This is a genomic window from Paraburkholderia sp. BL6669N2 (genome assembly GCF_003387275.1).
Classification (GTDB): domain Bacteria; phylum Pseudomonadota; class Gammaproteobacteria; order Burkholderiales; family Burkholderiaceae; genus Paraburkholderia.
This window is the reverse complement of record NZ_QUNA01000002.1, coordinates 4377788-4402500: the sequence shown is the minus strand read 5'-3', so window position 1 is coordinate 4402500 and position 24713 is coordinate 4377788. Positions and strand designations below refer to the sequence as shown.

Sequence of the window (24713 nt, the reverse complement as noted above, 5' to 3'; positions counted from 1 at the left end):
TCCTCCAGATAGATTTTCGCGTCGCAATACGATGTGCCGGCGGGCTCACGCCTGCGCAGGTTCTTCGTAAGCGGCGTTGAGCGTCGCGGCGACCTGCTCACGCCCGCCGGCCCTCATCCACGCGTCCGCCGCCCTGGCGTACTGGATGACTTCGCTGATGTCCGAATCGAACCCAAAAATGCTGTACGGCAGCCCAAGCGCGTCGCAGGTGTCGCGCATTGCGCCCATGCCGCGTACCAGGTTCGGACCGCCACGGCCGATCACGACGTAGAGCGGCGTTGGACCGTTCTGGCTAAAGTGCTCCCGCAAGGCGTCGGCCATCGCGCGCAAGGTCTCGAAGATGTCTGTGTTGTTCGACTTGCCGCCGATGATGAACAGGACATTGGTCTGCTTCAGCCAGTGCTTGAAGCAGATCCGGGCCACTTCCTTCATTTTTTCGTAGGGCGGGTTGCCGCCGAAGTCCGACGAGATGATCGCGTCGTCGCCGAGCATTTCCGATACCAGCGAATTGGCCCCACCGCCGAAGGTCGGCGCGAGGATGGTGCCGCGTTCGTTGATCACATAGACGTCGCTCTGCCCCTGGTAGGTCCGCAACCGGTTGATCTCCGATTCAAAGTCCGAATAGTCGACCGAGAACAGATGCGCGGGTATGTTTAGCCGCTGCCAGCGGACGTCGTCACGGTCGAAGCCGCATTTGAAGTCGCAGGCGACCGGCGTCAGACGGCCATCGCGGCCCGGCTGCATGCGGATAGGATTGAGTTCGAGCGTGGTCATGCCAAAATTGTGATAAAGCTCCCACAGCTTCGGCAGGTGCTGGACCAGAGGCGAAATGATTTCCTTCGGAGCGTTCAGGCGTGATAGCGCATTGGCAACCACAAATGCCTTCAGACCGGTCAGCGGATCGAACGGCACTTGCACGATCATGCCCGGCTCGAGTTCTTCGATATCGACGCCACCGTGATGCGTGAGCGTCATCGTCGGCGCCCGGAAATGCGTCGAGTCGGTGATCGAGAAATACACTTCGTGCTCCGCCGGCACTGCCCCCTCGAACGTCACGCCGTTCGCCTTGGCGGTCTGGTTTCCATGCCGGTGTTCCGCGAAATAAAGCCGCTCCTTCTCTTTCAGCGCCGTTCGCAGATCGCTGGCGCGTCCGACGAGACCGGCCTTACCCTTCTTCCCTATGCCGCCCTTGAACATCGGCTTGACGAATACCGACCCGTGTCGATCGATTAACGCCTTGATCTGCTCTTCGCTGGCGTCGGGCCCGAGCACCTCTGAGGTCGGGAAGCCGCCAAACTGCAGCAGCTGTGAGCCATGCAACATTCCGGTGACTTGCATATCGTCTCCTTGCGAGTTGTTTGCTGAACGGGCTGCGGGTTGGCATCGCCCTCGCGTGGGCGCACGCCGTGACAAGTCAATCGACGGGCGTACCGCCCCCGACCGCATGACGCGATCAACTGCGGATCGGGATGAACAAAGGGAAACTAGCGTCGCCCGCTCTAGCGAGGCGGGATGGGAAGAATCATGGTGTCGTCTCCGTGATGGCGGCTTCGGGACCGCTTTGGTGGCCTGATGCCCGGTGAGTAGAGATAAGGCAAGAGCCATGCCATTGCGGGAGCACACAGAGTGCTTGCTCAGAACCGCTGATTTGACGGCGGTTTTTCTGCCAGAAGAGGCGCGATCGGCAGCGGCATTCCCAAAATTCAGAAATCACCACTTCCCGCAGGCTGAGATTTCAGCCATGCGCCTGCGACGCCAGGCGAATCCATCCAAACCCCACCTTGCTCGACGCTGATCGATGTCGACACTTCGCATGAAGCGTGGCTGCAGGTCTACCGACAAGGCCGGTGCCGGGCCGGCCGTCAGGGTAAGTCTCGAAAGGTCGTTCAGCGTAAGCAATCGTCGCATCAATTGCATATGACCATTTCTATCCGCCCAACGAACCTGGAACGCGCAGTGAAGTGCCGTCGAATGCTATCGGTTCAGCCCGTACCGGCCGCGCAATTCGTTCTTCCAATAGAGCACGAGCGTCGCGACCAGCCCGCACGCGGCTGCCGCGGATATCCACAAGCCTGGGGCAGCTTTGTTGCCGGTCGCGTCGACGAGATAGGTCGAGAGCGCCGGCGTGAAGCCGCCGACAGTCGTCGCGAGGCTGTAGGCGAACGAGAAGCCTGCGGTACGCGAGGCCGGCGGCATCAGTTCGGTAAGCGCTGCCACCATCGCGCCGTTATAGGACGCGTAGATGAACGACAGCCACAACTCGACGGAGAGCAGCCGGCCGAACGAAGTTGCGTGGGTCAGCCATTGCATGGCCGGATAGACAGTTATGATCGCCAGCGCGGTCGACGCGATCAGTACCGGACGACGCCCGATGAGATCCGATAATGCGCCGCTCAATGGCAGCCAGACCAGATTCGATACGCCGACGCAAAGCGTGACGACGAACGTATCCGCCGACGACAGCCCAAGCACCTCTTTGCCGAAAGTCGGCGTGTACGCAGTGATGAGATAGAAACAGACGGTCGTCATCAGGACCAGCCCCATACCGGCGATCAGTACAAGCCAGTGGCTAAACATCGACGCAACGATGGTCGCGATCGACGGGTGGCTTTTGCGCGCAAGAAATTCGTCGGTCTCGTGTAGAGAGCGGCGAATAATGAAAAGAAACGGCACGAGAAGGCAGCCGATCAGGAATGGCACGCGCCAGCCCCACGCGGCCATCTGCGTGGCGGGCAAGACGTGCGGCAGGAACACGCCGATCAGCGACGCAAAGATGACCGCGACCTGTTGACTGCCCGACTGCCACGCGCAATAGAAACCTTTGTGCCCGTCGCTCGCAATCTCCGACAAATACACTGAGACACCACCAGGTTCGACGCCCGCCGAGAAACCCTGCAGCAACCTGCCAAGCAGCACTAGCACGGGTGCGGCAAGACCGATTTTCGCGTAACCCGGCGTTAGCGCGAGCGTCGCGGTGCCGAGCGCCATCATCAACAGTGTGACGATGAGCCCTTTGCGGCGCCCGGATCGATCGATATATGCACCCAGCACAATTGCGCCGAGTGGTCGCATGAGAAAGCCCGCGCCGAATACCGACAACGAAAGCATCAACGACGCGAAATCGCTTCCCGCCGGGAAATAGGTCCTGGCAATGGCCGACGCGTAGTAGCCATAGACCATAAAATCGTACATCTCAAGAAAGTTGCCACTGGTGACCCGCAAGACCGCGTATAGTTTTGACTCCCTGGACAATTCGGACATTAATACACTCATATGAATGGCGTGACGGCGCGAAGCGAGAGCCATGCGCCGATGACAGACATCGGCACCGAAGCACATCCGCAGGTGACGTGGTCTGCCGCGCGGGCGCTTTTACGACACATCGACGGACGATTGCATGCGTAGCTTCTGAACCCGCGCGAAGATTCGGCTATCTGCCACGTGACGTCAGCGCCCTGCACTGCGTATCTCGTCGTTCTAAATAACCTAACCCGGCGGCTAGCCTTTCTTGTCAAGCGGTAATGCACCGCCCTCGCAAGCAACCGTGCTGGTCAACGGAACTGCGCGGCGTCCAAAGCGCGGAGCGCATCAATCGATGCGCCAGAAAAGGGCTGGTTAGGCACCCTGCAACTCCATACCTGGCCAGTCAGGACGCACCGCCGACGGAATTCGGCCCGGACGCCTGCATGGCCGCTCCGCAATCGGCGATAAACTTCGCATGCAGGGCCTTCTCCGCGCGCGTAACATTGTTCGGATAGTTCAGATCGCTCCCCCCCGGTTGATAGCCGACCGATTCAAGTTCAGACAGCTCTCGCATCAGGTCGCCATGGGTGACCTCACCCTTAACAGGTGCAAACGGGTACGAGTGACATTGCGCTGCCGATAGTTTTCCCATTGCGCTTGCAGACGCACTTATCGTCAGCAATGCGATGATCGAAGCGAGTTTCCATTGACTGTTCATTGAAGGACTCCAGTTCGTAAAAGATTGCGCGTTCACATCGTCATCACGCCAATGCGGAAGTACGTTTGACGACGTGTTCGCGCAATCACGATAGCGCGTCACTTCATGCGATTAGCGGTCTTGAAGATGAAACTTCTTTCACACTACCCGTTCGCGCTTCGCGAGCGACTGCCACGCTTCAGACGCCAGGTGCCCGGATAGCGGTTGACGAGATATCGCAAAAGCGTGCCCCGCAGATAGAAGCCGGCACCATCCAGATAGCGGCCGTGCCGCTTAAAGAAAGTTTCATCGAGGCATCACGCAATTTCAGAATGCGACGACGCACGCGGCCCATAATCGCTTCACCGTTATACGTTCAAGGAGTCCACGATGCAGCCGCTGATGAGCGTCGAATCCGTCAACCAGGATAGCAAACATACGGTCCGCATAGCGATCGACGATGCCGCGGTATTGCTCGGAGCCGAAGAGGTCGATGCTATGATCCAGCACCTGAGCTACATTCGTGCCGCGATGCGTCCGGAAGTGCCGAAAGCGCTTTCTCGCGCTCAGCAATACGTGCTCGAGATGGACCCATGCTGGCATTCTGAAAAGGCCCTGCTTTATGACGGCGCCGTACTGATCCTTCGACACAGCGGTTTGGGCTGGGTGGGCTTTGCACTGCCAGCACACAGCCTCCAAAAATTGCGTGACGCCATGACACAGCATCTCGCTGCGCTAGCGGAAGAGCATTGCCTGCCAAACTAGCCGGGTCCACAGCACACGGGCCGCGCGCAGCCGGACGCATCCACATCGGCTGCGCCCAACGACAGGGCAGCCGCACGAAAATTAAATAATTTTTCATGAAAACGATATCTGGGCATCATCGGCGCTCCGTTACGCTTCTACAGTGCTCTCAACTGCCACCACTTGCTCCGGCAAACATGGCCATTGAGCGCGCTCCGAGTGCGAACCGGTAATATCGAATATGGCATCATGCAGTCTTTCTGATAACTTCTCGCGTCGCGCGTCCACCCCGGCAGGGATCGCTGCGGCGTACGGACCGACCATGTCGCGAGTGCTGACCATCGAAGATGACGAAATTACCGCCAGTGAAATTGTCGGTGAACTGAAAGAGCGCGGGTTTACGGTCGATTGGGTTGCCAACGGTCGTGATGGGATGGCACGCGCCTTTAGTGACGATTACGATGTCATTACATTGGATCGGATGCTGCCTGGTGTCGACGGTCTGACAATACTGACGACGATGCGCAGCATCGGGATTCAAACGCCGGTGCTGATGCTGAGCGCGCTTGGCGATGTCGACGACCGCATTCGTGGCCTACGCGCGGGCGGCGACGACTATCTGACGAAACCATTCGACCCCGACGAAATGACTGCGCGTATCGAGGTACTGTTGCGTCGCCGGCAAGCGCGGCCGCCGCAGCCGGAACCAACGCTGAGCGTCGGACCTCTCCAACTCGATCTGATCGCACGCACTGTCAAGCGTGACGGCGAAGATATTTCCCTCCTGCCGACCGAATATCGCGTACTTGAATATTTGATGCGCCATGCAGGACAGACGATCACGCGGACCATGCTGTTCGAAGCAGTATGGGGCTATCACTTCGATCCGGGCACGAACCTGATCGACGTGCATATGGGCCGGCTGCGCAAGAAAATCGACCCGCCGGGCACTCAACCACTGATCCAGACGGTGCGCGGATCAGGATACCTGCTGGGGTAGTGACGCTTTGACGGAAGTTCCTTTTCGTGCCCAACCGACGCTGGGTGGCCGCTGGCATTCCACCACGGTTCGTCTTCTCACTATCTACGCAGTCATCTTTTCCGTGTCGGTGATGCTGATGCTCGGCCTGATCGGCCGGTGGGTCATCTCCCCTATGGAGAGTGAGACAGATGTTGTTCTTCACTGGCAACTAATCTATTTCGACTCATTTGCCGACGGTGCGCTCGCCGAAGCCGTTCGCCTGCGCAGCGAGCACGAGCGCATGCATCCGAACTATTACGGGCTGTTCGCCGCGGACGGACGAAGACTCGCGGGCGACATACTCGAACGCCCACAATCGGTTTCCGTGAATCGCGAAGGCGTGACGCTCGCGCTCGTGCTGGACACAGCGGGCAACGAGAGCAGCCCGGTCGTGCGCGCAATGGCCGAACGCCGAGCGAATGGCGAGACGCTGGTCGTGGCACGCGATCTCACCCACATCCTGCGCCTACGCAGGACCATCATCAACGCACTAATTGCCGGAGGCATCTTGTGCCTGAGCGCGGGCGTGCTGGGAGGGCTCGCGCTTAGTGTCAGACAGGTAAAGCGTCTCAAGGCTATTCGACGCGTAACGCAGCGGATCGCACAAGGCGACCTGGGGCAACGCTTGCCCGTCGGCGGGCGCGACGAGATCGATATGCTCGCGCATCTCGTCAATCACATGCTCGCCGAAGTCGAACGCCTGATGAACGAAGTCAAAGGCGCTTGTGACGGCATTGCGCATGACCTACGCACACCGCTCGCACGTGTGCGCACGTTGCTGATGCGCATTGGCGAACGCGCCGACGGCAAGCGCGACGACGCGCTGGAGCAGTTGATCGACAACGCACGCCGCGAAACCGACGCCCTTCTCGAGCGTTTCCGCGCAATGCTGCGTATCTCCGAAATTGGCACCATGCAACGGCGCGGCGGTTTTGGCGAAGTGCAACTCGAAACGCTGGTGCAGGAAATCGGCGAGCTGTTCGAGCCTCTTGCCGACAGCAGGTCAATCGGCTTCGTCGTGCAAACCATGCCTGTTGGCGCCACGCACGCAGATCGCGCGCTGATATTCGAGGCGCTCAGCAATCTGCTGGACAATGCAATCAAGTTCACGCCCGAGGGCGGTATCGTCAAGCTGGAACTCAAGCAAACTTCGTCGGGTCCGCAGATCGATGTGATCGACAATGGTCCAGGCATTCCCGCCGACGAACGGGACGTCGTCCTGCAACGCTTCTATCGCGGTGAACGTACACGCCACCTGGCAGGCTCGGGCCTCGGGCTGAGTATCGTGTCCGCGGTCGTCAATCTGCATGATTTCGCGATGCGCATTGACGACGCAAACCCTGGTACATGTGTGTCGATCGAATGCTGGACCAGGACGCTCGCTTAACCGCGTCCGTCGACTAAACGCCCTTACTTACAGCCTATGCGTGTGTTATTAATCGCCGGATCGCATCCGGAGTCAGCCTGGCTCTTCAAAGCTTTGCATGAAAGCGCGCACAGCCTTCAGCGCGTCAACGATCTGCGTGACGGTGTCTTTCTCGCCGGTCAGGAAACCTTCGACACAGTAGTCGTGATGTCCCCGGAAGCCGCGGCATTCTCGCATCTGCTGGACACTCTGCCGAATCTGGCAGGCTCGGCTCGCGGCGCACCGATCATCGTGACCTTGGGAACTGCCTGCGCGCACGACAGAACACGTGTGCTTCGCGCAGGCGCTGATGCCTGCTTCTGCCAGCCGCTGTCATTTATCGAAATGCATGCACGGATGCACACACTGTGTCGCACGATTCCTGCGGCTGCGGGTGCGGAAGCAACGTTCGGCACAGCCATCGTCCTGGATGCGGCGACGCGCGAACTCGTGTTCGGCGAGCAGCGGCTCGACGTCACGCGTCGTGAGTACATGCTGCTGGAGTGCCTGTTGCGCCAACCGAATATGCCCGTTGCGCGCAACCAGCTGATCCGCTACGCGTGGCCCGAACATGAAGAGGTCGATCCGTCGACCGTCAATCTGGTGGTATCGCGGTTGCGCCGCAAGCTCGCACAGCACGACCTCGACGTACATATCGATACCGTCAACCGCTATGGCTATCAGATCACCGTAGCGCGTTCCTAGATTTGGTGACCAGATAAATGGCCGTCCAAAGCACATTCGCTTTGTTCTTTTGTATTAAGACGCGCTTCCCGGTCATAGGAAGCGCGCCGATCAAGAACCGGAATAGATGTTGCAGTAGCTGCGCGGTCCCACACATTGATCGGCGGCGCTCGTCTGGGTCGTCGCGCAACCCGACAATAACACCGCGACCGCGACCCCGCCCAGGAGCCAGGCCGCTCGGGCCTTCATGAATTGGCAAGCTTTCATCGCTTATATGAACTGATCCCGTCCGGTGAAGCATAGTTAAGGAACGGCATCAACGCATGCACGCTGATGGCGTTGCCGATCGCTGTCGCACCGCGCTCACGGGTGGGCGTAGACAGTCGAGTTCAGACGTGCGAGTTGCCCGTCCCGCTCGGCATGCACGAGTTCCCGATAAACCTGTGCGCGGGTCTTACCCAGCGCCGGTTGATCATAGGGCGCAACCTGATGGCTCCCCTCCGAAGCAGCCGATACCGTATTCAATGCGACTTGCGGCGCCTGGATAGCTGGCCGCGAGTTAGCCGGCAAATCGGAAGGCGCCGACTGCGCAAAGGCGGTCACTGCCGACAGGAACGTTCCAACAAGAACAATGCCACTTATCGCTCGTTTCATCTTTCGAATTCCTTAAGATATTTATGGAAATTAGCCGATGCGTTAGCAGTACGCTATTCGCCAACCGGTTGATGACTAGGATAGTCAGCCACCGGTAGCGGTTCGATTTTGAAACCATGAAAAATTATTTATTCGGTCCGTTATCCGGAGAGACGGTCATCCTTGTCGCGCGAGCGCATCACAACAAAAAAGTTTCACTTAAGCGACCGCTTTCGTCATTTCCCGGTAAGCGGGGGGTGCCCCTATAGTCGCGCCACTTCCACTGTCCGCGGGATCTCATACCTGAAAATTCGACAAGCGTTGGACAGGCCTCTCTCATGTCGATGAACACCCAGACAAAGCATCAACGTTGCATGCCGCACGCTGAAAGGAATCACTGCACTCACTCTAAAGAGTGACATTTACCGCATCACGGAGAGCAGCTTAATGAAATACCGGAATCGGGCCATTGCTGGAGCGACGGCATTTAACAGCGCCGCAGCCCACGCACAGAGCGGCGTGATGCTGTTCGGGCTTCTCGATGACAGCATGGTCTACTCAAGCAATCAGAAGGGCTCGAGCAACTGGTAGCCCAATAACGGTACGCTCTCGACCTCGCACTGGGGCTTGCGTGGCAAGGAGGACATGGGCAGTGGCCCGGCCGCCGCGTTCTGCCTGCAAAATGGCGTCGCCGCAAAATACGCGTTCTCCAGCGCCGCTGGCCGCGTATCGTGGACGCGTTCGTCCACGATACGCGGCCATCTGGCTGTCCGGCCCGATGTCAGGTTCGGCAAGCCCGCCTCGAACGTGAAGCTCGATAACTTCGAAGTCAATGGCCACTATTTCCTTACGCTGGCTTTGAGCGTTGGCGCAGCCTATTTCCACACAATGGCTCAACTTTCTCGAGCAACAGGTAATCTCGATCTGCACTGGCACCAGGTGGTGGCTCAGGCCGACTATCAACTGCCGCACCGCGCGGATGTGTACGTCGAAAGAATTTACCAGCGCGTCGCAGGAGGCGGTGGTGTATTCAACGCTCAGGTATACAACCTGAGCCCCTCTTCGCCCGACTCCCAAACCGTTGTTGGCCTCGGTCCGCGGCATCGCTTCTAAAGGCCTGACTGACGATGACTAACGGCAGCGCGGCAGGATTGAAGGCATTGCGGCGCGCGCATGACTGCACCGCATCTGGAGAGCCCAGCGCCATGGCTGTTCCAAGATTGCTTCTCCGGCTCGGAGCCACAGCTACAACAAACGGCAACGGCACGCATCGCGGACAATATCCTGCGATGCGTGCCGCTATGCACAGCCGTCGTGGTGGTTTCAGTTCATCTTGACCAATGCGACCGTTGCGGTAGAAGGCGTCGAACTCGAAGCCGGCGAAGACGCTGTCCACTCTGAGCGATCCGCCGACCACCCACCACCAAGCGCCTTGATCAGTCCAACGGAAGCGAGCAGCCGTCGCGTCTGCAGAGTCAATACGGTCGTCCGCGTTTCGAGTTCCGTCGTCTGCGCGGTGACCACATCGAGGTAGCTCACCGCGCCATCACGATAGCGCGACATCGACAGATCGAGCGCGCGCTGCGCCGCTGCGAGCGCGCTCTCTGCGCTTGCGGCTTCGTCGCCAAGGTAGTGTAGTTGCGCGAGATTGTCTTCCACTTGCTGAAACGCGAGCAGCACAGCGGCCTTGTATTTCTCGCCATTCTCCGCAAGCTTCGCGCGCGCCTGCTGCGTCATCGCCTCGCGGCGGCCGCCGTCGAACAGCGTCATCAACAGATTCGGTCCGATCGACCACATTTCATTCGGCGCCGCGAGCCACGGAGAGAGTGTGTCGCTCTGGTATCCGCCGTCGAGGCCCAACGAAATGTCCGGGAAGAAAGCCGCTTTCGCGACCCCGATCTGCGCATTCGCCTGCGCAACGTGGCGTTCGGCCGCGGCGACGTCGGGCCGGCGTTGCACCAGCATCGCTGGCAATCCGGTCGGGATCGACGGCAGGTAGTTGCCTCCAATGAAGGGCGCAAGCGAAAAATGCGATGCGGGCGTACCTGTCAGCGTCGCGATAGCATGTTCATATAATGCGCGCCGCGCGGATGTATCTTCAGCGCTAGCCCGCGCGGACTCGAGTTGCGCCTTTGCCCGCGACACGTCGATGTCCGACGCGATACCTCCCGAATGGCGGCTCCGGGTCAACTGCAGCGCGCGTTCATAGGTATCGATCGTATCGGCCAGCAGTTGCTGCTGCTGGTCCAGGCCGCGCAGGTTGAAATAGGCATTGGCGAGATTCGCCTGCAGGCTGAGCCGCACCGATTCAAGGTCATATTCACTCGCCTGCATGGCTGCCTTGCCCGCCGCCACCTGGTTGCGCACCCTGCCCCACAGGTCGAGGTCGTAGCTAATGCCGACGTCCAGCGTCGCGGAGTTGTAGACCGCCGGCTGCGTGACGCCTCTCAACGGACGGTTGTCGGATTGACGCGAGCGCGACACCTGCGCATACGCACCAATGGTCGGAAAAAGTCCCGAGCGCGCCTGGTCCATATAGGCCACTGCTTCGTCATGGCGGGCGATCGCCGCAGCAACGTCCGGGTTCGCCGCCGCGATCTGCGTTTCCAGGCCATCCAGGATCGGATCGCGGTACACCTTCCACCACGCCCCGTGTGGCACGCGATCCGCGGGGCGTGCCTGCTGCCATGTTCCACCTTCCTTGAATGCGGCGGGAACGGGTGAAGGCGGCGCATGGTAAAGCGGCGCGAACGAGCAGCCGCTGACTAGTGCAACACCCGCAAGCGCGGCGCATAACCGGCGCTTAACCATGACCGCGCTCCGCGTCGTGTCGTTGGGCGAACGCCCTCGTCGCGGGCGGCGACACGAGCCGCACCGTGTCACCCTGCGCGAGGGAGTCGGGCGGATTGTCGATGACCCGATCGGTCGCACTCAAGCCTGAAGCGATCACGATCCTGGTGCCCAGATCGGTGGCGATCGTGACAGGCTTGAGGACGGCGCGATTTTCCGGTCCGACCACCGCGACTCGCAGGCCATCCTCGCGAAACATCAGTGCACTCGCAGGAATCGTCAACGCGCGGCTGTCAGCGGCAAGGTCGAAATGGACTTCGGTGTATTCGCCCGGTATCAGCAGCCCGCTCGAATTGTCGACCTCCAACTGAACCAGCAGCGTGCCCGACGACGGCGTGATTGCATCGTCCGTATCGACGAGCGTCGCGTTGAAATGCATGCCCGGCCGCTCAGGGACGGTCAGCGTCGAGGTGAGCCCAGGCCTGATCGCGGCCGCCTCGTTCTGCGGCACGCTGACATAAACGCGCAGGCGGTGCGCATCTGAAACGGTGAAGAGTTCCGGCCCGTTGCCCCCACCGGCGTTGATCAACGCGCCGACATCCGTCTTGCGCGCGGTCACGATGCCGTCGAAAGGTGCCGTAATCCGCTTGAACGACTCGAGTGCTTCCAGGCGCCGGACGTTCGCCTCGCTGGCCGCCACCATGGCCTGTTTCGCGGCCAGATCACTGGTCTTTTCGTCGGCCTCCTGTTGCGAGACCGAATCCTGCTGGAGCATTTGCGTCCAGCGGTGGGCTGTCGACGCAGCGAGCGTTTCGTTCGCTTGCGAATTGCGCAAGTCGGCGTGAGCCTGCGCGAGCTGCTGATCGAGGTCGGGCGTATCGATTTCGCCTAACAGCTGTCCTGCCTTGACATGCGTTCCAATGTCGGCGTACCACGCGTGCAGGTAACCCGGCACCCGCGCATAGATCGGCGCGTTGACGAACGCCGACAGTTGCCCCGGCAATACCAGCGCCTGTCCGGCGCTATCATGCGACGGCGGATTCGCGACAACGGTTGGAACGGCTTGCGCGGCGGACCATGCCGTCATCTGCCGCTTCGCATGGATGCGGCTCGCGATGCCGTTCGTCACGACGCCAGCTGCAATGAGCAGAGCGACGATTCCTGCAAGTTTCATATGCTGCAGCCGTCTCGGCGCGTTGATCTCGATCTCAGTGGACATGAACAACTCCAGGGTCGGAAGAAGGATGGTCTTGCGAGCCGTCGTGCGACGGGCTCGGATTCGGGTCTTGTCGCACAACATCGCGTCGATGCACGAGACTAAATACGACGGGAACGAAGAGAAGCGTGGCGAAGGTCGCGCAAATCAGGCCGCCAATCACCGCGCGCCCGAGTGGCGCATTCTGTTCACCACCATCGCCCAGGCCAAGCGCCATCGGTGCCATCCCGATGATCATCGCGAGCGCCGTCATCAGTACGGGGCGAAAACGCGTGAATCCGGCTTCCATTGCTGCCACGCGCGCGTCATGCGTGACCGCGAGCCGTTCGCGCGCGAAGCTGACCACCAGCACGCTGTTGGCGGTCGCGACGCCCATGCAGAGAATTGCCCCCGTTAGCGCCGGGACCGATAGCGGCGTGTGTGTCGTGAATAGCATCCATACAATGCCCGCGAGCGCGGCAGGCAAAGCGGTGACGATCACGAACGCGTCGCCCCAGGAGTGGAAGTTGACGACGATCAGAAGGTAGATCAGGACGATTGCGCCGACGAGGCCGAGCGACAACCCGATGAACGCGCCGTTCATCGACTGAACCTGGCCGCGCAGCGTGACGGTCGAGCCCTTCGGCAGATCCTTCGATGTTGCGTGCACGATGTCGTCGATGTCGGCCGCGACGGCGCCGAGATCGCGCCCCTGCGTGGTCGCGTAGATGTCGAACAGCGGTTCGATGTTGTAATGCGAGACGACCGCACTGCCGACGCCGCGCGTCAGGCTCGCGACGCCGCCGAGCAACTGCGAGTGACCGCCCGGGTCCGTCACCGGCAGGTTTTCGAGGCTCGACAGCGACGGCATCCGGTACTCCGGCGTCTGCGCCACGATCGGATACGACACGCCATTCTTCGGGTTGAGCCAGAATGTCGGCGCAACCTGACTAGTACCCGCCAGCGACGCCACGACGGAATTCGTCACGTCCTGTTCGGTAATGCCGAGTTCGCCCGCGTGTGACCGGTCCACTGAAATGGTGAACTGCGGATACGTCGCAGCTTGCTGGATGCGACTATCGGCGATGCCCGCAATCATCCGCACGCGCCGTAGCAGTTCGTTCGCATATCGACGATTGCCAGCTCGATCCGGCCCCGCGACCTGGAGGTCGACTGGCGCCGGCGCACCGAAATTGAGGATCTGGCTCACGATATCGGCGGGCAAAAATGCAAACGTCGTGCCCGGGAACGCGCGTGGCAACACTTCCCGGAGCTTGCGCACATAGTCAGCCGTCGGCGCATGCCCCTCCTTCAGTGAGACCATGATGTCGCCATCCTGAGGACCGATCGTGCCGCTATTGTTGTACGTAAGATTGATCCCGCTGACCGGCAGGCCGATGTTGTCGACCACGCTTGCGAGCTGATCATGCGGGATGACCTGACGAAGGGTATTCTCGATGTGATCGAAAAGACTTGCGGTGACTTCGATCCGCGTGCCTATCGGTGCGCGCACGTGAAGCGCAATTTCCCCGGCGTCGATGTCCGGAAAGAAGTTGCGGCCGAGCCACGGCGCCAACAGAAACGACATACCGACGAGGAGCAGGAAACCGGTCACAAATCTTCCCCGGTGCGTGAGAGCAAGGTCGAGCACGATCCGGTATCCAGCGCGAATGCGTTCGAAACGGTGTTCGAAACCGCGCTGAAAGCGCACAAGCGGATTGCGGGAGCGCATCTGTCCGGCGACGCCAGGATGTTTGCCGTGCGGGTCCATTAGCGCGGCCAACTCCGCCGAAGCATGTCCGCCGGACGCATGCGCCTTGAGCAGATACTGCGCCATCATCGGCACGAAAGTGCGCGACAGGATGAACGATGCGACCATCGCGAGGATCACGGACTCCGCCATCGGTACGAACAGAAAGCGCGCGATGCCGTTGAGCAACAGCATCGGCACGAACACGATGCAGATACACAGCAACGAGACGAGCGCGGGCGTGACGATCTGCTGCGCCCCGTCGATGATCGCGCTCGTTACGTCCTTGCCCTGTTCGAGGTGCCAGTTGATGTTCTCGATCGTCACTGTCGCGTCGTCAACGAGAATGCCGACAGCAAGCGCCAGGCCGCCGAGCGTCATCACGTTCAGTGTTTCGCCCATTGCCGACAGTCCGGCGATTGCGGCAAGCACGGCAAGCGGGATCGATGCAGCGATGATCAGCGTCGAGCGCCAGCTACCAAGGAACAACAGGATCATCGCGGACGTCAACGCCGCGGCAATGATGCCTTCGCGCGCGACGCCGCTGACTGCGCCCTTGACGAACGTCGACTGGTCGCCCATCGTCACAAGCTTGAGATCCGGCGGCAGCGATGCCTCGACGCGCGGCAACTGCGCCTTGACGCCAGAAATGATGTCGAGCGTCGAGGCCGAACCGTTCTTCAGGATACTCATCAGCACTGCGCGACGCCCGTCGACCCGTACTACATTCGTTTGCGGCGGATTGCCGTCGCGCACGTGAGCGACGTCGCGCATATAGATCGTGGCGTCACCGACAATCTTCACCGGCAATGCATTCAATTCCTGCAACGCTAGCGGACTGTTGTTCAGCTTGATGTTGTACTGGAATGCGCCAATCTTCTGCGTGCCCGCTGGAATAATCTGATTTTGCCGTGCCAGCGCCGACGCGACGTCTTCAGCGGACAGCTTTCTCGCCTGGAGCGCTTGCGGATCCAGATCGATCTGCACTTCGCGTGTCTTGCCGCCGTAAGGCGTGGGTATCGCCACACCCGGAACGCTCAGCAGTTGCGGGCGGATAGAGTTCGTCGCGTAATCAGCGAGTTGCTGTTCGTCGAGCGTGTCGCTCGTCAACGCGAGCTGCAATACGGGTACCGTCGACGCGTTGTAGTTCAGGATCTGCGGAGGCGTCGTGCCGGGGGGCATCTGTTTGAGCACCGTTTGCGAGATCGACGTGACTTGCGCGGTCGCCGTGCGGATATCGACTGTCGGCTGAAAAAATATCTTGACGATGCCGTATCCGGTAAAGGATTGCGACTCGATATGCGCGACGTCATTGACAGTCGTACCAAGCGTGCGTTCGTAGTAGGTGACAATGCGGCCCGCCATGTCATCAGGCTGGAGCCCCGTATAACTCCAAACGACACTGATCACCGGGATGCGTATGTCGGGGAAGATGTCTGTCGGCGTGCGCAACGCGGAGAGCGGACCGATCAGCAAAATAAGCATGGCGAGCACGATGAACGTGTAGGGCCTCGTCAACGCCAGCCGGACTAGTTTCAACATTGGAACGGCTCCGTTCAGAAAAGCGCGATAGTCATCGCGAGCAAGTATTGATGTGCGCGCATGGAAACGCGGGCTTCTGTTCGCGGTTCATTCTGAGGAGCGCCCGCTAACATCGTGCTACCTGAAACATGAAAGAACTTTTAGCTGGCTGGGAGTAAATCGGCATGAGCATCGCGTCCGGGCAGATACCGACACAAAGCATCAAAAGGCAGCCGTTGCGGCTGTGTCGAATGCGCGAACAGGGACGCTAGCCGAACAGGTAGCCGGCACCACGTACCGTTCGTATGAGTGGGCGCGCGCCGGGCAGATCGATTTTTTTGCGCAAACGGCCCACGTGGACATCGATCAGGTTCGTCCCCGGGTCGAAGCGGCAACCCCACACGGCTTCGAAAATCATCGTCCGGGTCAGCACCTGACCCGGGTTGCGCATCATGAACTCGAGAACGCTGAACTCGGTAGGTTGAAGAGACAGTTTCCTCTCGCCGTGCGAGACCTTGCGGTGTACCAGGTCGAGTTCCAGCGGGTCGAGCCGCAAGACGGTCTCCTGCTTCCCAACCTGGGGCCGACGACGCAATAGCACGTCAATGCGTGCTGACATCTCTTCCGGGGAAAACGGCTTCGTCAAATAGTCATCACCGCCGGCGCGCAGTCCTTTGATACGTTCGTCGACATCTGAGAGCGCGCTCATCACGAGAACCGGCGTCTCCATGCCGATTCCGCGCATCGTCGAGAGAATGGTGAGGCCGTCCAGATCCGGCAGCACGCGGTCCAGCGTGACGACGTCGTACTCGCCGCCCATCACCATCGCCATACCCTCCCGGCCCGTGCTCGCAATGTCGACCGAGAAGCCTCTCGATTGCATCGTATAGGCGATGTCGTTGGCAATCAGTCTGTCGTCTTCGATTGTCAGAATATGCGGCATCTTTCTCGACTATCCTCGACGCTCACGCCGCTGCTTTCAGCATTGCCGGTCGACCGGGAGTCCGATACTGGTCGACCACGAAGTCCACGAAGCTGCGTACTTTCATCGATAAATGGCTCGGCGACGAATACAGGATGTTCAAATGCCGCGGTCCCGCGCCAACCTCATATTGATCAAATAACGGCACGAGTGCGCCGTGCTGCAGCTCCCGCTCGACCAACGGACGCGGCACCAAAGCAATTCCCATGTGATGCAGCGCCGCCGCCTTCAACATCGCATAGCTCTGGGAAATCAGCGCACCGTTCACCGTGAGACGGGTAGTGCCCGTTCCATCGACAAATTCCCAACAACGCATGCCACTGTCCGAACGACATAACAGCATGTGCCGGTTCAGGTCCGACGGGGAACGTAGGCTCTCATGGGCAGCCAGATACGTCGGCGATGCCACGACGATCTGAGGAATGCTGGTCAGCGACCGGCAGATGAGCGACGAACTGAACAGCCTGGGATCGTTGGAAAAGCAGACGTCAAATCCACCTTCGACCATATCGATATGGACGTCGAATGTCGTCACATCGAACGATACGCCGGGGTGCAACGCCTGATAAGCCCCAAGCAGCGACGGCAGGCCTGAATGTGCGAACGTCGCGATGCTTGCAATGCGCAGCGTGCCGCATGGCGCTCGGGTTGACTGTACGAGATTCGCCTCCATCTCATCAAGCTGCTCGATTACCGCCCGACAGCCATTCAGATATTTGCTGCCTGCCTCGGTGAGCGACAGCGCACGGGTGGTACGGTTAAGTAGCCGTGTATTCAGATGTGCTTCGAGCATGCCGATGCTGCGGGTCACCGCGGCCGGTGAAACGCCTAGTTGCCGGGCCGCCAGATTGAAGCTGGCCAGTTCAACTACACGGGCAAAAACTCGCATCGCTTGAAGTTGGTTCATGACGCTAATCCGATGATTGAACGACGTCCAGATCATCGCCTGGGCAGCGTAAAGCCACGACTCCCCGCTCATGAAATTTTGTTTAAGTTGTCTGCCCGGTACATCGACCTAAACGAAAGCCGATGTCAAATTGCCATCATCCAAACATGAAGGCTGACGCCGCAAAGTAGCCCTCCGACCACCAACTTCTCAAGCATTTCCAAAAAAAGCGGGCTGCCGTTATTTTGTTTCACGCAAATAACGGCAGCCCGCAGTTTAACGACTGCATTCGCACATCAGAACGCGTGACGCAGACCAACCATCGCCATTGCCTGCTTGTTGTTGCTCGAATCGTTGCCGAAGTCGCCCATCGACGCGACTGCTGGCACGAGTGCTCCGCTCGTCGCACTGATCGTGTTGCCTGACGCCTTCTGATAGCCGGCGAGCGCATAGATGTCGGTGCGCTTCGACAGGAAGCAGTCGGCACCCAGGCTGAACTGATTGTAGCTCGCGCTCACGGCGTTGCCGCTACCCTTCGTGTAGTTGTAGCCTGCGCCGATTACCGTCTGCTGAGTAAGCTGATAGTTCACGAATAGCTGTCCCGTGTTGAACTTCGTACTATTGTTGTTGCCGTACGCACTGGCGTAGTCGCTGTATTCGACATTGCTATATGCGAGGCCGGCCGTGACTTTGCCGAACGCATAGTCGCCCGCAGCGCGGATGATCTGTAGCGAATTTGCCGACGTAAAGCCACCCGTGATCGCAAGCGAGTCTGTGGCGAAGTTCGCGGCGTTTGGATTCAGGCCGTCGAACGTAGCAGCCGTTCCGCCATTGCTGTTCGCGCGGAAGTAGCCTGCGCCGAACCCAAATGGGCCGTGGTTATAGGCGGCAGCGACGGCCCAAGTCTGACCCGCACCCGTGCTCCCAGCTTGACCGCCGAACGCGTACATGGTTGAAATCTGCAGGCCGCTGAAATCCGGGCTCGTATACTTGACCGAATTGCTGGTGCGGTAGCTGTTGTCGTAGTTGTCCATGTCTCCAGGCGTCGCGAAGCCGGAGCCGAACGTATCGTCGTCCGTGAGCGGTTGGAGTAGGTCAATCAGGGGATCATACTGGCGACCGACCGTGACTTTGCCCGCACTGTTCGAGTTCAGGCCCACGATTGCCGTTCGGCCGAAGATGCGCTGACCCTGGCCGAGAGCCCCGTTGTTGCCATTGAAGCCGCTTTCGACGTTGAAGATGGCGGACAGTCCGGAGCCAAGATCCTCCGTGCCTTTGAGGCCCCATTTGTTCGCCGACAGATTGCCGCCAAACAGTTGGAAAGTGCCGCCCGAACCCGATTTGCCTTGCTGGTTTCCAAACCACGCTACGGCATTGTCGAGTGTGCCGTAGAGGGTAATGCTGCTTTGCGCATGTGCTGCCGACGCGAACGCCGCGAGCACCGCTGTGCCCAGAATCCTCTTTTTCATCAGAGTAGCCTTTTTCGGAAAATTGATTTTCGTGATCGCAATCGCGCAGTGCGAGTTGCTCCACGGCGCCAGAGATGAAATCGCTGTTTGCAGCGGAAGATTAAGCGCAAGCCGGAACATGAAATAATTCACAAACTGAAAGAGAAAATTTCAAAAAATGGAGAAGTGCGACGCATAAGCGGGACGGACGTTCGATGACGGCAGCGCGGCACGAAGTTGTATTTTCCACACAGAAACGATGCACCCGCTTGATCGTGCGACGCCCCGGAACTTGTCCCATACATCGCATATCAGCAACGTTCGAATGATCGTTTCTCACTCCGCAAAAAAAAATGTAGATACTGTCTAATGAAAAATAAACAAATGGAGGCTGTTAGGCAATTTCAATTGCTAATCTTCGCGTGCCTCAATAAAATCGCCCCAAGTTTTCGAGCAATACATGCAAAAAAGGTGCAATGAAAATCACACTGCGATCGTCGCTTACAGCGGCGCACTGTATGGCACAGACGGTCGCCCTGTCGGCCACGCTGCCGGCACTGGTCATCACCGCCTGTTTCGGCAAATCGGTGGAGGTCCACGCAGCACCGTCGCTTCGCGCAGAGGGGACCGCGCTAACCACCGCAGTTCCAGCTAGCGACGCGACGAGGCAAGCAGAAAGCCTCCATCCGGCATCCCTGCGGAATATGAGGTCGAAGCACCTACGCGGAAGCCACGTTAGCGAGAATGCAACCCGCGCGAACGCTGGCGTCGCCGAGAACATGACGGCCTTGCGCAAGCCTCACGGAATTGTGCATACCGTGGCCTTCGAGCCACGTGCGAGACTGACGAGGTCTCCGCACGAATTTCCCAAGACATCAGGCGGCCCCGAACTTAGCTCATCTGTCGCCTATGTAGTCGCCCAGAAAACCGGTGAAACCTTGTTCGACAAAAATTCGCGCGCAGTTGTGCCGATCGCATCTGTCACCAAACTCATGACATCGATGGTGGTGCTAGATTCGAAAGCTTCCTTGACAGAAATGATTCAGGTGACCGATGCGGATCGCGATTACGAAAAGCACACCGGCTCGAGGCTAACCGTCGGCTCTGTGCTCAGCCGACAAGACATGTTGCACATCGCTCTCATGTCGTCTGAAAATCGCGCGGCAGCCGCGTTATCACGCTACTTTCCCGGCGGACGCCCCGCCTTCATTGCGGCAATGAACGAGAAAGCCAAGGCTCTCGGAATGGCCGATACGCACTTCGAGAGCCCTACAGGATTAACCACCCACAATGTGTCGAGCGCGCGGGATCTGGTCAAGTTGGTCGAAGCCGCTTATCAGTACCCGTTGATTCGCGATTTTTCGACGGACCACGGCTACACGGTGAATACTGGCAAACGCCTCCTCGACTATCACAGCACCAACGCACTGATTCGCGACCCACGATGGCACATCGGTCTACAGAAGACAGGTTTCATCAACGAAGCGGGAATTTGCCTCGTCATGCAAGCGACCATTGCTGGCAAACCCGTCGTCATGGTACTGCTCCATTCGGCGCGTCGATACGACGATTTCACCGACGCTGAGACATTGCGATCTTTTCTAGCCTCGGACGATCCACCGCGCGCTACCGCACTCGATGCTAATCGCAGCGGCACCTGAAGATGATCGCCACGAGACGGACCCGTTGCAAACTGACCTGCTCACCGTCGTGGCCGCCGCTTGATCGCGCGGCATCCGCGCCGAGGATCTGCCGTCGCCCCATGCAGTCAATACACGTAGCGTGGCGGCTTCCGTACATTTTTATGACCAAAACCGGAATGTTCAGGCTATCCGGTTCGCAACTCCAGACGCCTGTGCGCTTTGACGTTTCAACCCAGTCAACGAATTGCCTCTCGCTTCGTTTGCCGGCTATCGCGGGACGCTTGCGCGCCAATAGGTGGGTGATCTTTGTACGGGCTTTATTTTCCCGTGATCAATTTGCTCGAATAGCATCGGCCGGTTCATCGCTGGATGGATGGCCCCTAACGGTCTGTTTGAATGGTCGTTCGGGGCCGCGCGCTGCAGGCCACAATTTGGCGCGCTTCAAACTGCGTATGTTCGCTGCACGGCTGCACGAGACGAATGCGTCACCGAAACGGTATGCGCCAACGTGTAGATGGCAGACGCGTCTCGGCCTCGGACAGCTGCAATGTCCCGTCGCGGAAAACTCTGAGAGGAGCGCTCCACGATATCGTTCGTCACTGCCGGTGTTTCCCGCGTATTAATAAGTACTTTTCGCGGAACGAATTGGCCTATTTCAGACGGTCACTGCTGACCTGCGGGCTTATCGAGATTTGAAACAGCCAGCCTATCCATTGCCCAGCGCGCGCAATGCATCTGGGCCGAGAATGCGGATACGGCGACCCTCCTTGGCGATAAGACCTCGAAGTTCTAGAGACGAAAGCACTCGTGAAACTGTCTCTCGACTCACCTTCGCCATCGCAGCGATTGTCGCCTGACTTGGCGGTCCAGCCGGCGCTGCATCCGAATCAGCAGCCAAATCCAGTTCATCAACGATCACCGCAGCGACGCGCGCTGCGGCGCGCGGAAATTCACGCCTGCCGTGGAAATCGACCAGGCGTCCAACCACCGACGCGAGAAGGCCGTTCAGCGCAACTGACACTCGAGGCTCGCTAAGTAATTGGCGAGCGAGCGTCCGGCCTAGTATTGCAACCGTGCTCTCACGATTGGCTATCACATTGACGTTACTTGGTCGGTTCGAAATGATTGGAACCGCTCCCGTGGATCCACCCGCGGAGACAGTTCGGATGGGTGCTTCGTCGCCTTTCGCCGACAGACTCGACACTCTTAGCTGCCCCGATAGAACGAGTAGCAGCGGTGATTCGACTTCTCCTTGAAACGTCACATAGGTACCGCTTTTGAAGTCCTTTACCCGCGCAGCGTTCGCAAGAAGCTCAATTGTTTTCGCGTCCGATGTAGCGAACAACGCCTGTTGTGCCAGACTCGCCTTCAATTCTATTATCTTCTTCATTTCATCTTGGTAACTGCCGAAAGTTACCGAATTTCAGGAGTTTGACACCGGGCACGTGTCGTCCTCGCTCTTACACTTGATGTTCCCGACGCCCAAGGCTGGTCGATCGACTCGGCGCAACCCCGCGCGGCTCGCAGTCTCGCGGTAAAAGATCATAAAAACAGACTAAGATCGATACGGAAAAATCGTATCAGTCACAGGTCGATTGGCATTTCGATCGACTGGACACCTTTGACGGCAGAGTACGCCAGCCTGATCGAGAGTTCGGTGCACGTGAGCTCGCAAGTCATCCTGTACATGGTGTGGGTCCGCCTCTCTCACCCACGCAGAAATCCTCAAGCGAACGCCGCCTGATTGCGGATACGCCGACACGTTCACGACGGGCGCCAGCGTCTCGCCCTTCAGCACGCGCGGCTCATTGTCGACAAGTGTCTTCAACTGTGCGAGCGCCTCGTCCACATCGGCGTGCTCTGCCATGTCTACCTCGACCTCTATTCGTCGAGTTCCTCCCCTAGTGTAGTTAATAACGGGGTTACTCCAGATTTGGCTATTCGGCACGAAAACCGCGTTCCCGTCTGTGCGCTCTACGTGTGTCGTAAAGAGCCCTACTTCGCGCACGATGCCAGCGGTAGCGCCCGTGCCTTCAATCAAGTCGCCGGCACGAAATGGACGCAGCAACAAAAGCATCATTCCTGCTGCAATATTCTGCAGCGTCCCCTGCAGCGCGAGGCCGATTGCTAACCCGGCGGCGCCAAGCACAGCGAGCACGCTGGCGGTCGCGATACCCACTTCGTTCAAGGCCGCCACGCCAACCAGGAGCCTCACTGACCATGCGCTCATCGATTTGAGCATAGGTGCGAGAGTCGGATCCGCATGAGTATGGGAAAATGCCCGGAGGAAGAGACTGGCAATTCTGTTCGATATCCACCAGCCCCCAACGACTATCAACGTTGCGGCGAGAACGTGTAGCAAGTAATGTGCGGCGCTGGCGAGCAAGACTGGCTCAAAGTGTAGGGAGTGCATTACATTGACTCCGTGTCGACCATGCTTTCGGCCCTTCTGACATTGATGATCTGGTGAGATGCCGATCTTGATTGACCTTCGTTGGGAACTTGTACGCTTGCCCGCGTGTAATCGCGACGGCACACAAGGGAGTTGCGCGAAAATCCTATAACGGAGTGACGATCATCCGCAGAGTTTCAACAATGATTTCCGGAATGAAGACGAGAATGTCTTTATACAGAACGAGGAGCTCAATTCCAATAAGCGCAACGGCGCTAACAATTCCGATTGCTATGGCTAACAGAATAAGTTTCGTGTCCGCAGTAACACATGCAACCGGTCCTGCTGCCTCCGAAAATTGCCCCTTTTGGTCGCCGGCGCCAACTCGATTCACAATCTGACGATACAAGCCCTCCACAATCACGCTGCTTTCTCCCCGGCGGCGTGCGCAATCGCATCCAACACTGAGTGATCGGACTCGGCCCCCCACTCAGCCTCACGGTGCACGTCATGAGTGACGAAGCCCTGTTCCCGGCTCGGTACGTCGAACCATTCACGATGCGAAAACGAGTCGCGGATATCGTCGAAACCGCTTTGCCAATGTTCACGCATTGTATCGACGCTGAACTCGTAGTCCTTGTAGTGTCCTTCGTATGGCTTGTTCCTGTAGATCAGATGCACGACGTTAATCGCGCTGCCGTCGGCGGCCTGCTCGGCGAGGCGGAACAGCGGATCGGCCTTGAGTACCGAATTCGGCACATGTTCGATCAGCTCCTTGATGAAGCGCGCGTGCTTCTGCCGCTCCGCAAGCATGTTCGTGACCGCACGCGTGCGGCTCGAATATTGAATGTCTTTCGCACGCTCCGAGACGTCAAGAAAGTCCCCGGGAACGTTGCCTTGCGCGCTCCACAAGTCGACTTGGAAAACCAGCGTGTCCTTGTGGTCAGAGTCTCTTAGGACCTCAGTAAGCGGCGTATTCGACACCAGGCCGCCGTCCCAGTAGTATTCACCTTCGATTTCGACCGCAGGAAAACCAGGTGGCAACGCGCCCGAAGCCATGAAATGCTCGGGCTCGAGGCGCATCTTCGTGTTATCGAAATAGGTAAGATTGCCCGTGCGGACATTCACCGCGCCGACCGACACACGTATACCGCCGTCGTTGATGCGGTCGAAGTCGGCGAATTGAAGCAGTGTCGCCTTGAGCGCGGCTGTGTCGTAGTAGCTGATCCGGTTCGGCTCGAGCTTGCCGAAGCCAGCCATTGGCAGCGGAAAGCGCGGCGCAAAGAAACCCGGCTGTCCTTCCGTCAATGCGCGGCCGGCGGCCCACATGCTGGCCCACTTACGGGACAAATCGTGCAGCCCCAAACCCGGCAAGGCCCACGCGCTGACATTCCCTGCCCAGTCGAGCGGATGACAGATCGCATTCCAGAAGCCGCGCAGTGCTGCGACGCGACTTTCCGGCGGATTTCCCGCGACGATTGCCGTATTCAGTGCGCCGATTGACACACCTGCAATCCAGTCCGGTTCAACGCCCGCTTGGACAAGTCCTTCCACCACGCCTGCCTGATAGGAGCCGAGCGCACCGCCGCCCTGCAAAACGAGGGCGATCTCATCATAACGCGGCAACACAAATGCATCACCCGGCTGTTCGCTGATCTTCTTTGTGTCGCTGCGCATAT

The 24713-nt window shown here is 59.0% G+C and carries 21 protein-coding genes; 7 read left to right on the top strand and 14 right to left on the bottom strand.

All coding sequences use genetic code 11. The features are described from left to right. Positions 1-45: 45 nt before the first annotated feature. The 3 genes from B0G80_RS42380 to B0G80_RS42370 form a co-directional block, all read right to left on the bottom strand. Positions 46-1338: an ATP citrate lyase citrate-binding domain-containing protein gene (locus B0G80_RS42380; RefSeq protein WP_116123448.1), complete on the bottom strand. Its 1293-nt coding sequence runs from the start codon at positions 1336-1338 to the stop codon at positions 46-48. 636 nt (positions 1339-1974) lie between these two features. Beyond that, positions 1975-3273: an MFS transporter gene (locus B0G80_RS42375; protein ID WP_116123447.1), complete on the bottom strand. Its 1299-nt coding sequence runs from the start codon at positions 3271-3273 to the stop codon at positions 1975-1977. Positions 3274-3646: 373 nt separating this feature from the next. Continuing rightward, the gene (locus B0G80_RS42370) at positions 3647-3961 is read right to left on the bottom strand and encodes a DUF4148 domain-containing protein (RefSeq protein ID WP_116123446.1); all 315 of its coding nucleotides are present in this window, start codon (positions 3959-3961) and stop codon (positions 3647-3649) included. Positions 3962-4330: 369 nt separating this feature from the next. Here B0G80_RS42370 and B0G80_RS42365 point away from each other — a divergent pair, with 369 nt between their 5' ends. From B0G80_RS42365 to B0G80_RS42350, 4 genes are all read left to right on the top strand, one after another. Further along, positions 4331-4705 carry a hypothetical protein gene (locus B0G80_RS42365; protein ID WP_116123445.1) on the top strand — a complete coding sequence of 125 codons (375 nt, stop codon included), beginning with the start codon at positions 4331-4333 and terminating at the stop codon, positions 4703-4705. A 301-nt stretch (positions 4706-5006) separates the two neighbouring features. Then, positions 5007-5684, top strand: a complete 678-nt coding sequence (locus tag B0G80_RS42360; protein ID WP_116123444.1) for a response regulator transcription factor — start codon at positions 5007-5009, stop codon at positions 5682-5684. Positions 5685-5691: 7 nt separating this feature from the next. After that, positions 5692-7092: a HAMP domain-containing sensor histidine kinase gene (locus B0G80_RS42355; RefSeq protein WP_258879194.1), complete on the top strand. Its 1401-nt coding sequence runs from the start codon at positions 5692-5694 to the stop codon at positions 7090-7092. 36 nt (positions 7093-7128) lie between these two features. Further along, entirely contained in the window at positions 7129-7815 is a 687-nt protein-coding gene (locus B0G80_RS42350) for a response regulator transcription factor (RefSeq protein ID WP_116123443.1), read from the top strand. Between the two features lie 342 nt (positions 7816-8157). Here B0G80_RS42350 and B0G80_RS42345 read toward each other — a convergent pair whose 3' ends face one another. Then, positions 8158-8448, bottom strand: a complete 291-nt coding sequence (locus B0G80_RS42345) for a DUF4148 domain-containing protein (protein WP_116123442.1) — start codon at positions 8446-8448, stop codon at positions 8158-8160. Between the two features lie 426 nt (positions 8449-8874). Between B0G80_RS42345 and B0G80_RS46290 the strand changes: the two genes are divergently transcribed. Continuing rightward, positions 8875-9018, top strand: coding sequence for a hypothetical protein (locus B0G80_RS46290; protein WP_181920179.1), 144 nt, complete (start codon positions 8875-8877; stop codon positions 9016-9018). Positions 9019-9072: 54 nt separating this feature from the next. Beyond that, positions 9073-9540, top strand: a complete 468-nt coding sequence (locus B0G80_RS42340; RefSeq protein ID WP_116123441.1) for a porin — start codon at positions 9073-9075, stop codon at positions 9538-9540. A gap of 210 nt (positions 9541-9750) precedes the next feature. On the opposite strand, the gene B0G80_RS42335 is transcribed toward B0G80_RS42340, so the two are convergent. The 6 genes from B0G80_RS42335 to B0G80_RS42310 all read right to left on the bottom strand — a co-directional run bounded on the left by B0G80_RS42335 (position 9751) and on the right by B0G80_RS42310 (position 19020). Further along, complete coding sequence (locus tag B0G80_RS42335; RefSeq protein ID WP_116123440.1) at positions 9751-11238, bottom strand: efflux transporter outer membrane subunit; 1488 nt, start codon at positions 11236-11238, stop codon at positions 9751-9753. After that, positions 11231-12436: an efflux RND transporter periplasmic adaptor subunit gene (locus B0G80_RS42330; RefSeq protein WP_116123439.1), complete on the bottom strand. Its 1206-nt coding sequence runs from the start codon at positions 12434-12436 to the stop codon at positions 11231-11233. Before B0G80_RS42330 ends, B0G80_RS42335 begins: the two co-directional genes overlap by 8 nt. Continuing rightward, entirely contained in the window at positions 12426-15704 is a 3279-nt protein-coding gene (locus B0G80_RS42325; protein WP_116123438.1) for an efflux RND transporter permease subunit, read from the bottom strand. Before B0G80_RS42325 ends, B0G80_RS42330 begins: the two co-directional genes overlap by 11 nt. Positions 15705-15951: 247 nt before the next feature. Beyond that, on the bottom strand, positions 15952-16626 hold the full coding sequence (locus tag B0G80_RS42320; protein WP_116123437.1) for a response regulator transcription factor: 675 nt from the start codon (positions 16624-16626) through the stop codon (positions 15952-15954). Positions 16627-16648: 22 nt separating this feature from the next. Beyond that, positions 16649-17572 carry a LysR family transcriptional regulator gene (locus B0G80_RS42315; RefSeq protein WP_116123952.1) on the bottom strand — a complete coding sequence of 308 codons (924 nt, stop codon included), beginning with the start codon at positions 17570-17572 and terminating at the stop codon, positions 16649-16651. A 275-nt stretch (positions 17573-17847) separates the two neighbouring features. Then, entirely contained in the window at positions 17848-19020 is a 1173-nt protein-coding gene (locus B0G80_RS42310; protein WP_116123951.1) for a porin, read from the bottom strand. A 455-nt stretch (positions 19021-19475) separates the two neighbouring features. On the opposite strand from B0G80_RS42310, the gene B0G80_RS42305 reads away from it, so the two are divergent. Then, a complete protein-coding gene (locus B0G80_RS42305) occupies positions 19476-20660 on the top strand; it encodes a serine hydrolase (protein ID WP_116123436.1) in 1185 nt (394 codons plus the stop codon). 688 nt (positions 20661-21348) lie between these two features. Here the strand turns inward: B0G80_RS42305 and B0G80_RS42300 are convergent. From B0G80_RS42300 to B0G80_RS42285, 4 genes are all read right to left on the bottom strand, one after another. Further along, positions 21349-22032, bottom strand: a complete 684-nt coding sequence (locus tag B0G80_RS42300; RefSeq protein WP_116123435.1) for a Crp/Fnr family transcriptional regulator — start codon at positions 22030-22032, stop codon at positions 21349-21351. A gap of 165 nt (positions 22033-22197) precedes the next feature. Then, the gene (locus tag B0G80_RS42295) at positions 22198-23055 is read right to left on the bottom strand and encodes a mechanosensitive ion channel family protein (protein ID WP_116123434.1); all 858 of its coding nucleotides are present in this window, start codon (positions 23053-23055) and stop codon (positions 22198-22200) included. A 145-nt stretch (positions 23056-23200) separates the two neighbouring features. Further along, positions 23201-23458: a hypothetical protein gene (locus B0G80_RS46285; RefSeq protein ID WP_116123433.1), complete on the bottom strand. Its 258-nt coding sequence runs from the start codon at positions 23456-23458 to the stop codon at positions 23201-23203. Further along, a complete protein-coding gene (locus B0G80_RS42285; protein WP_116123432.1) occupies positions 23455-24711 on the bottom strand; it encodes a patatin-like phospholipase family protein in 1257 nt (418 codons plus the stop codon). The genes B0G80_RS46285 and B0G80_RS42285 overlap by 4 nt, the downstream gene beginning before the upstream one ends. Positions 24712-24713: the final 2 nt, after the last annotated feature.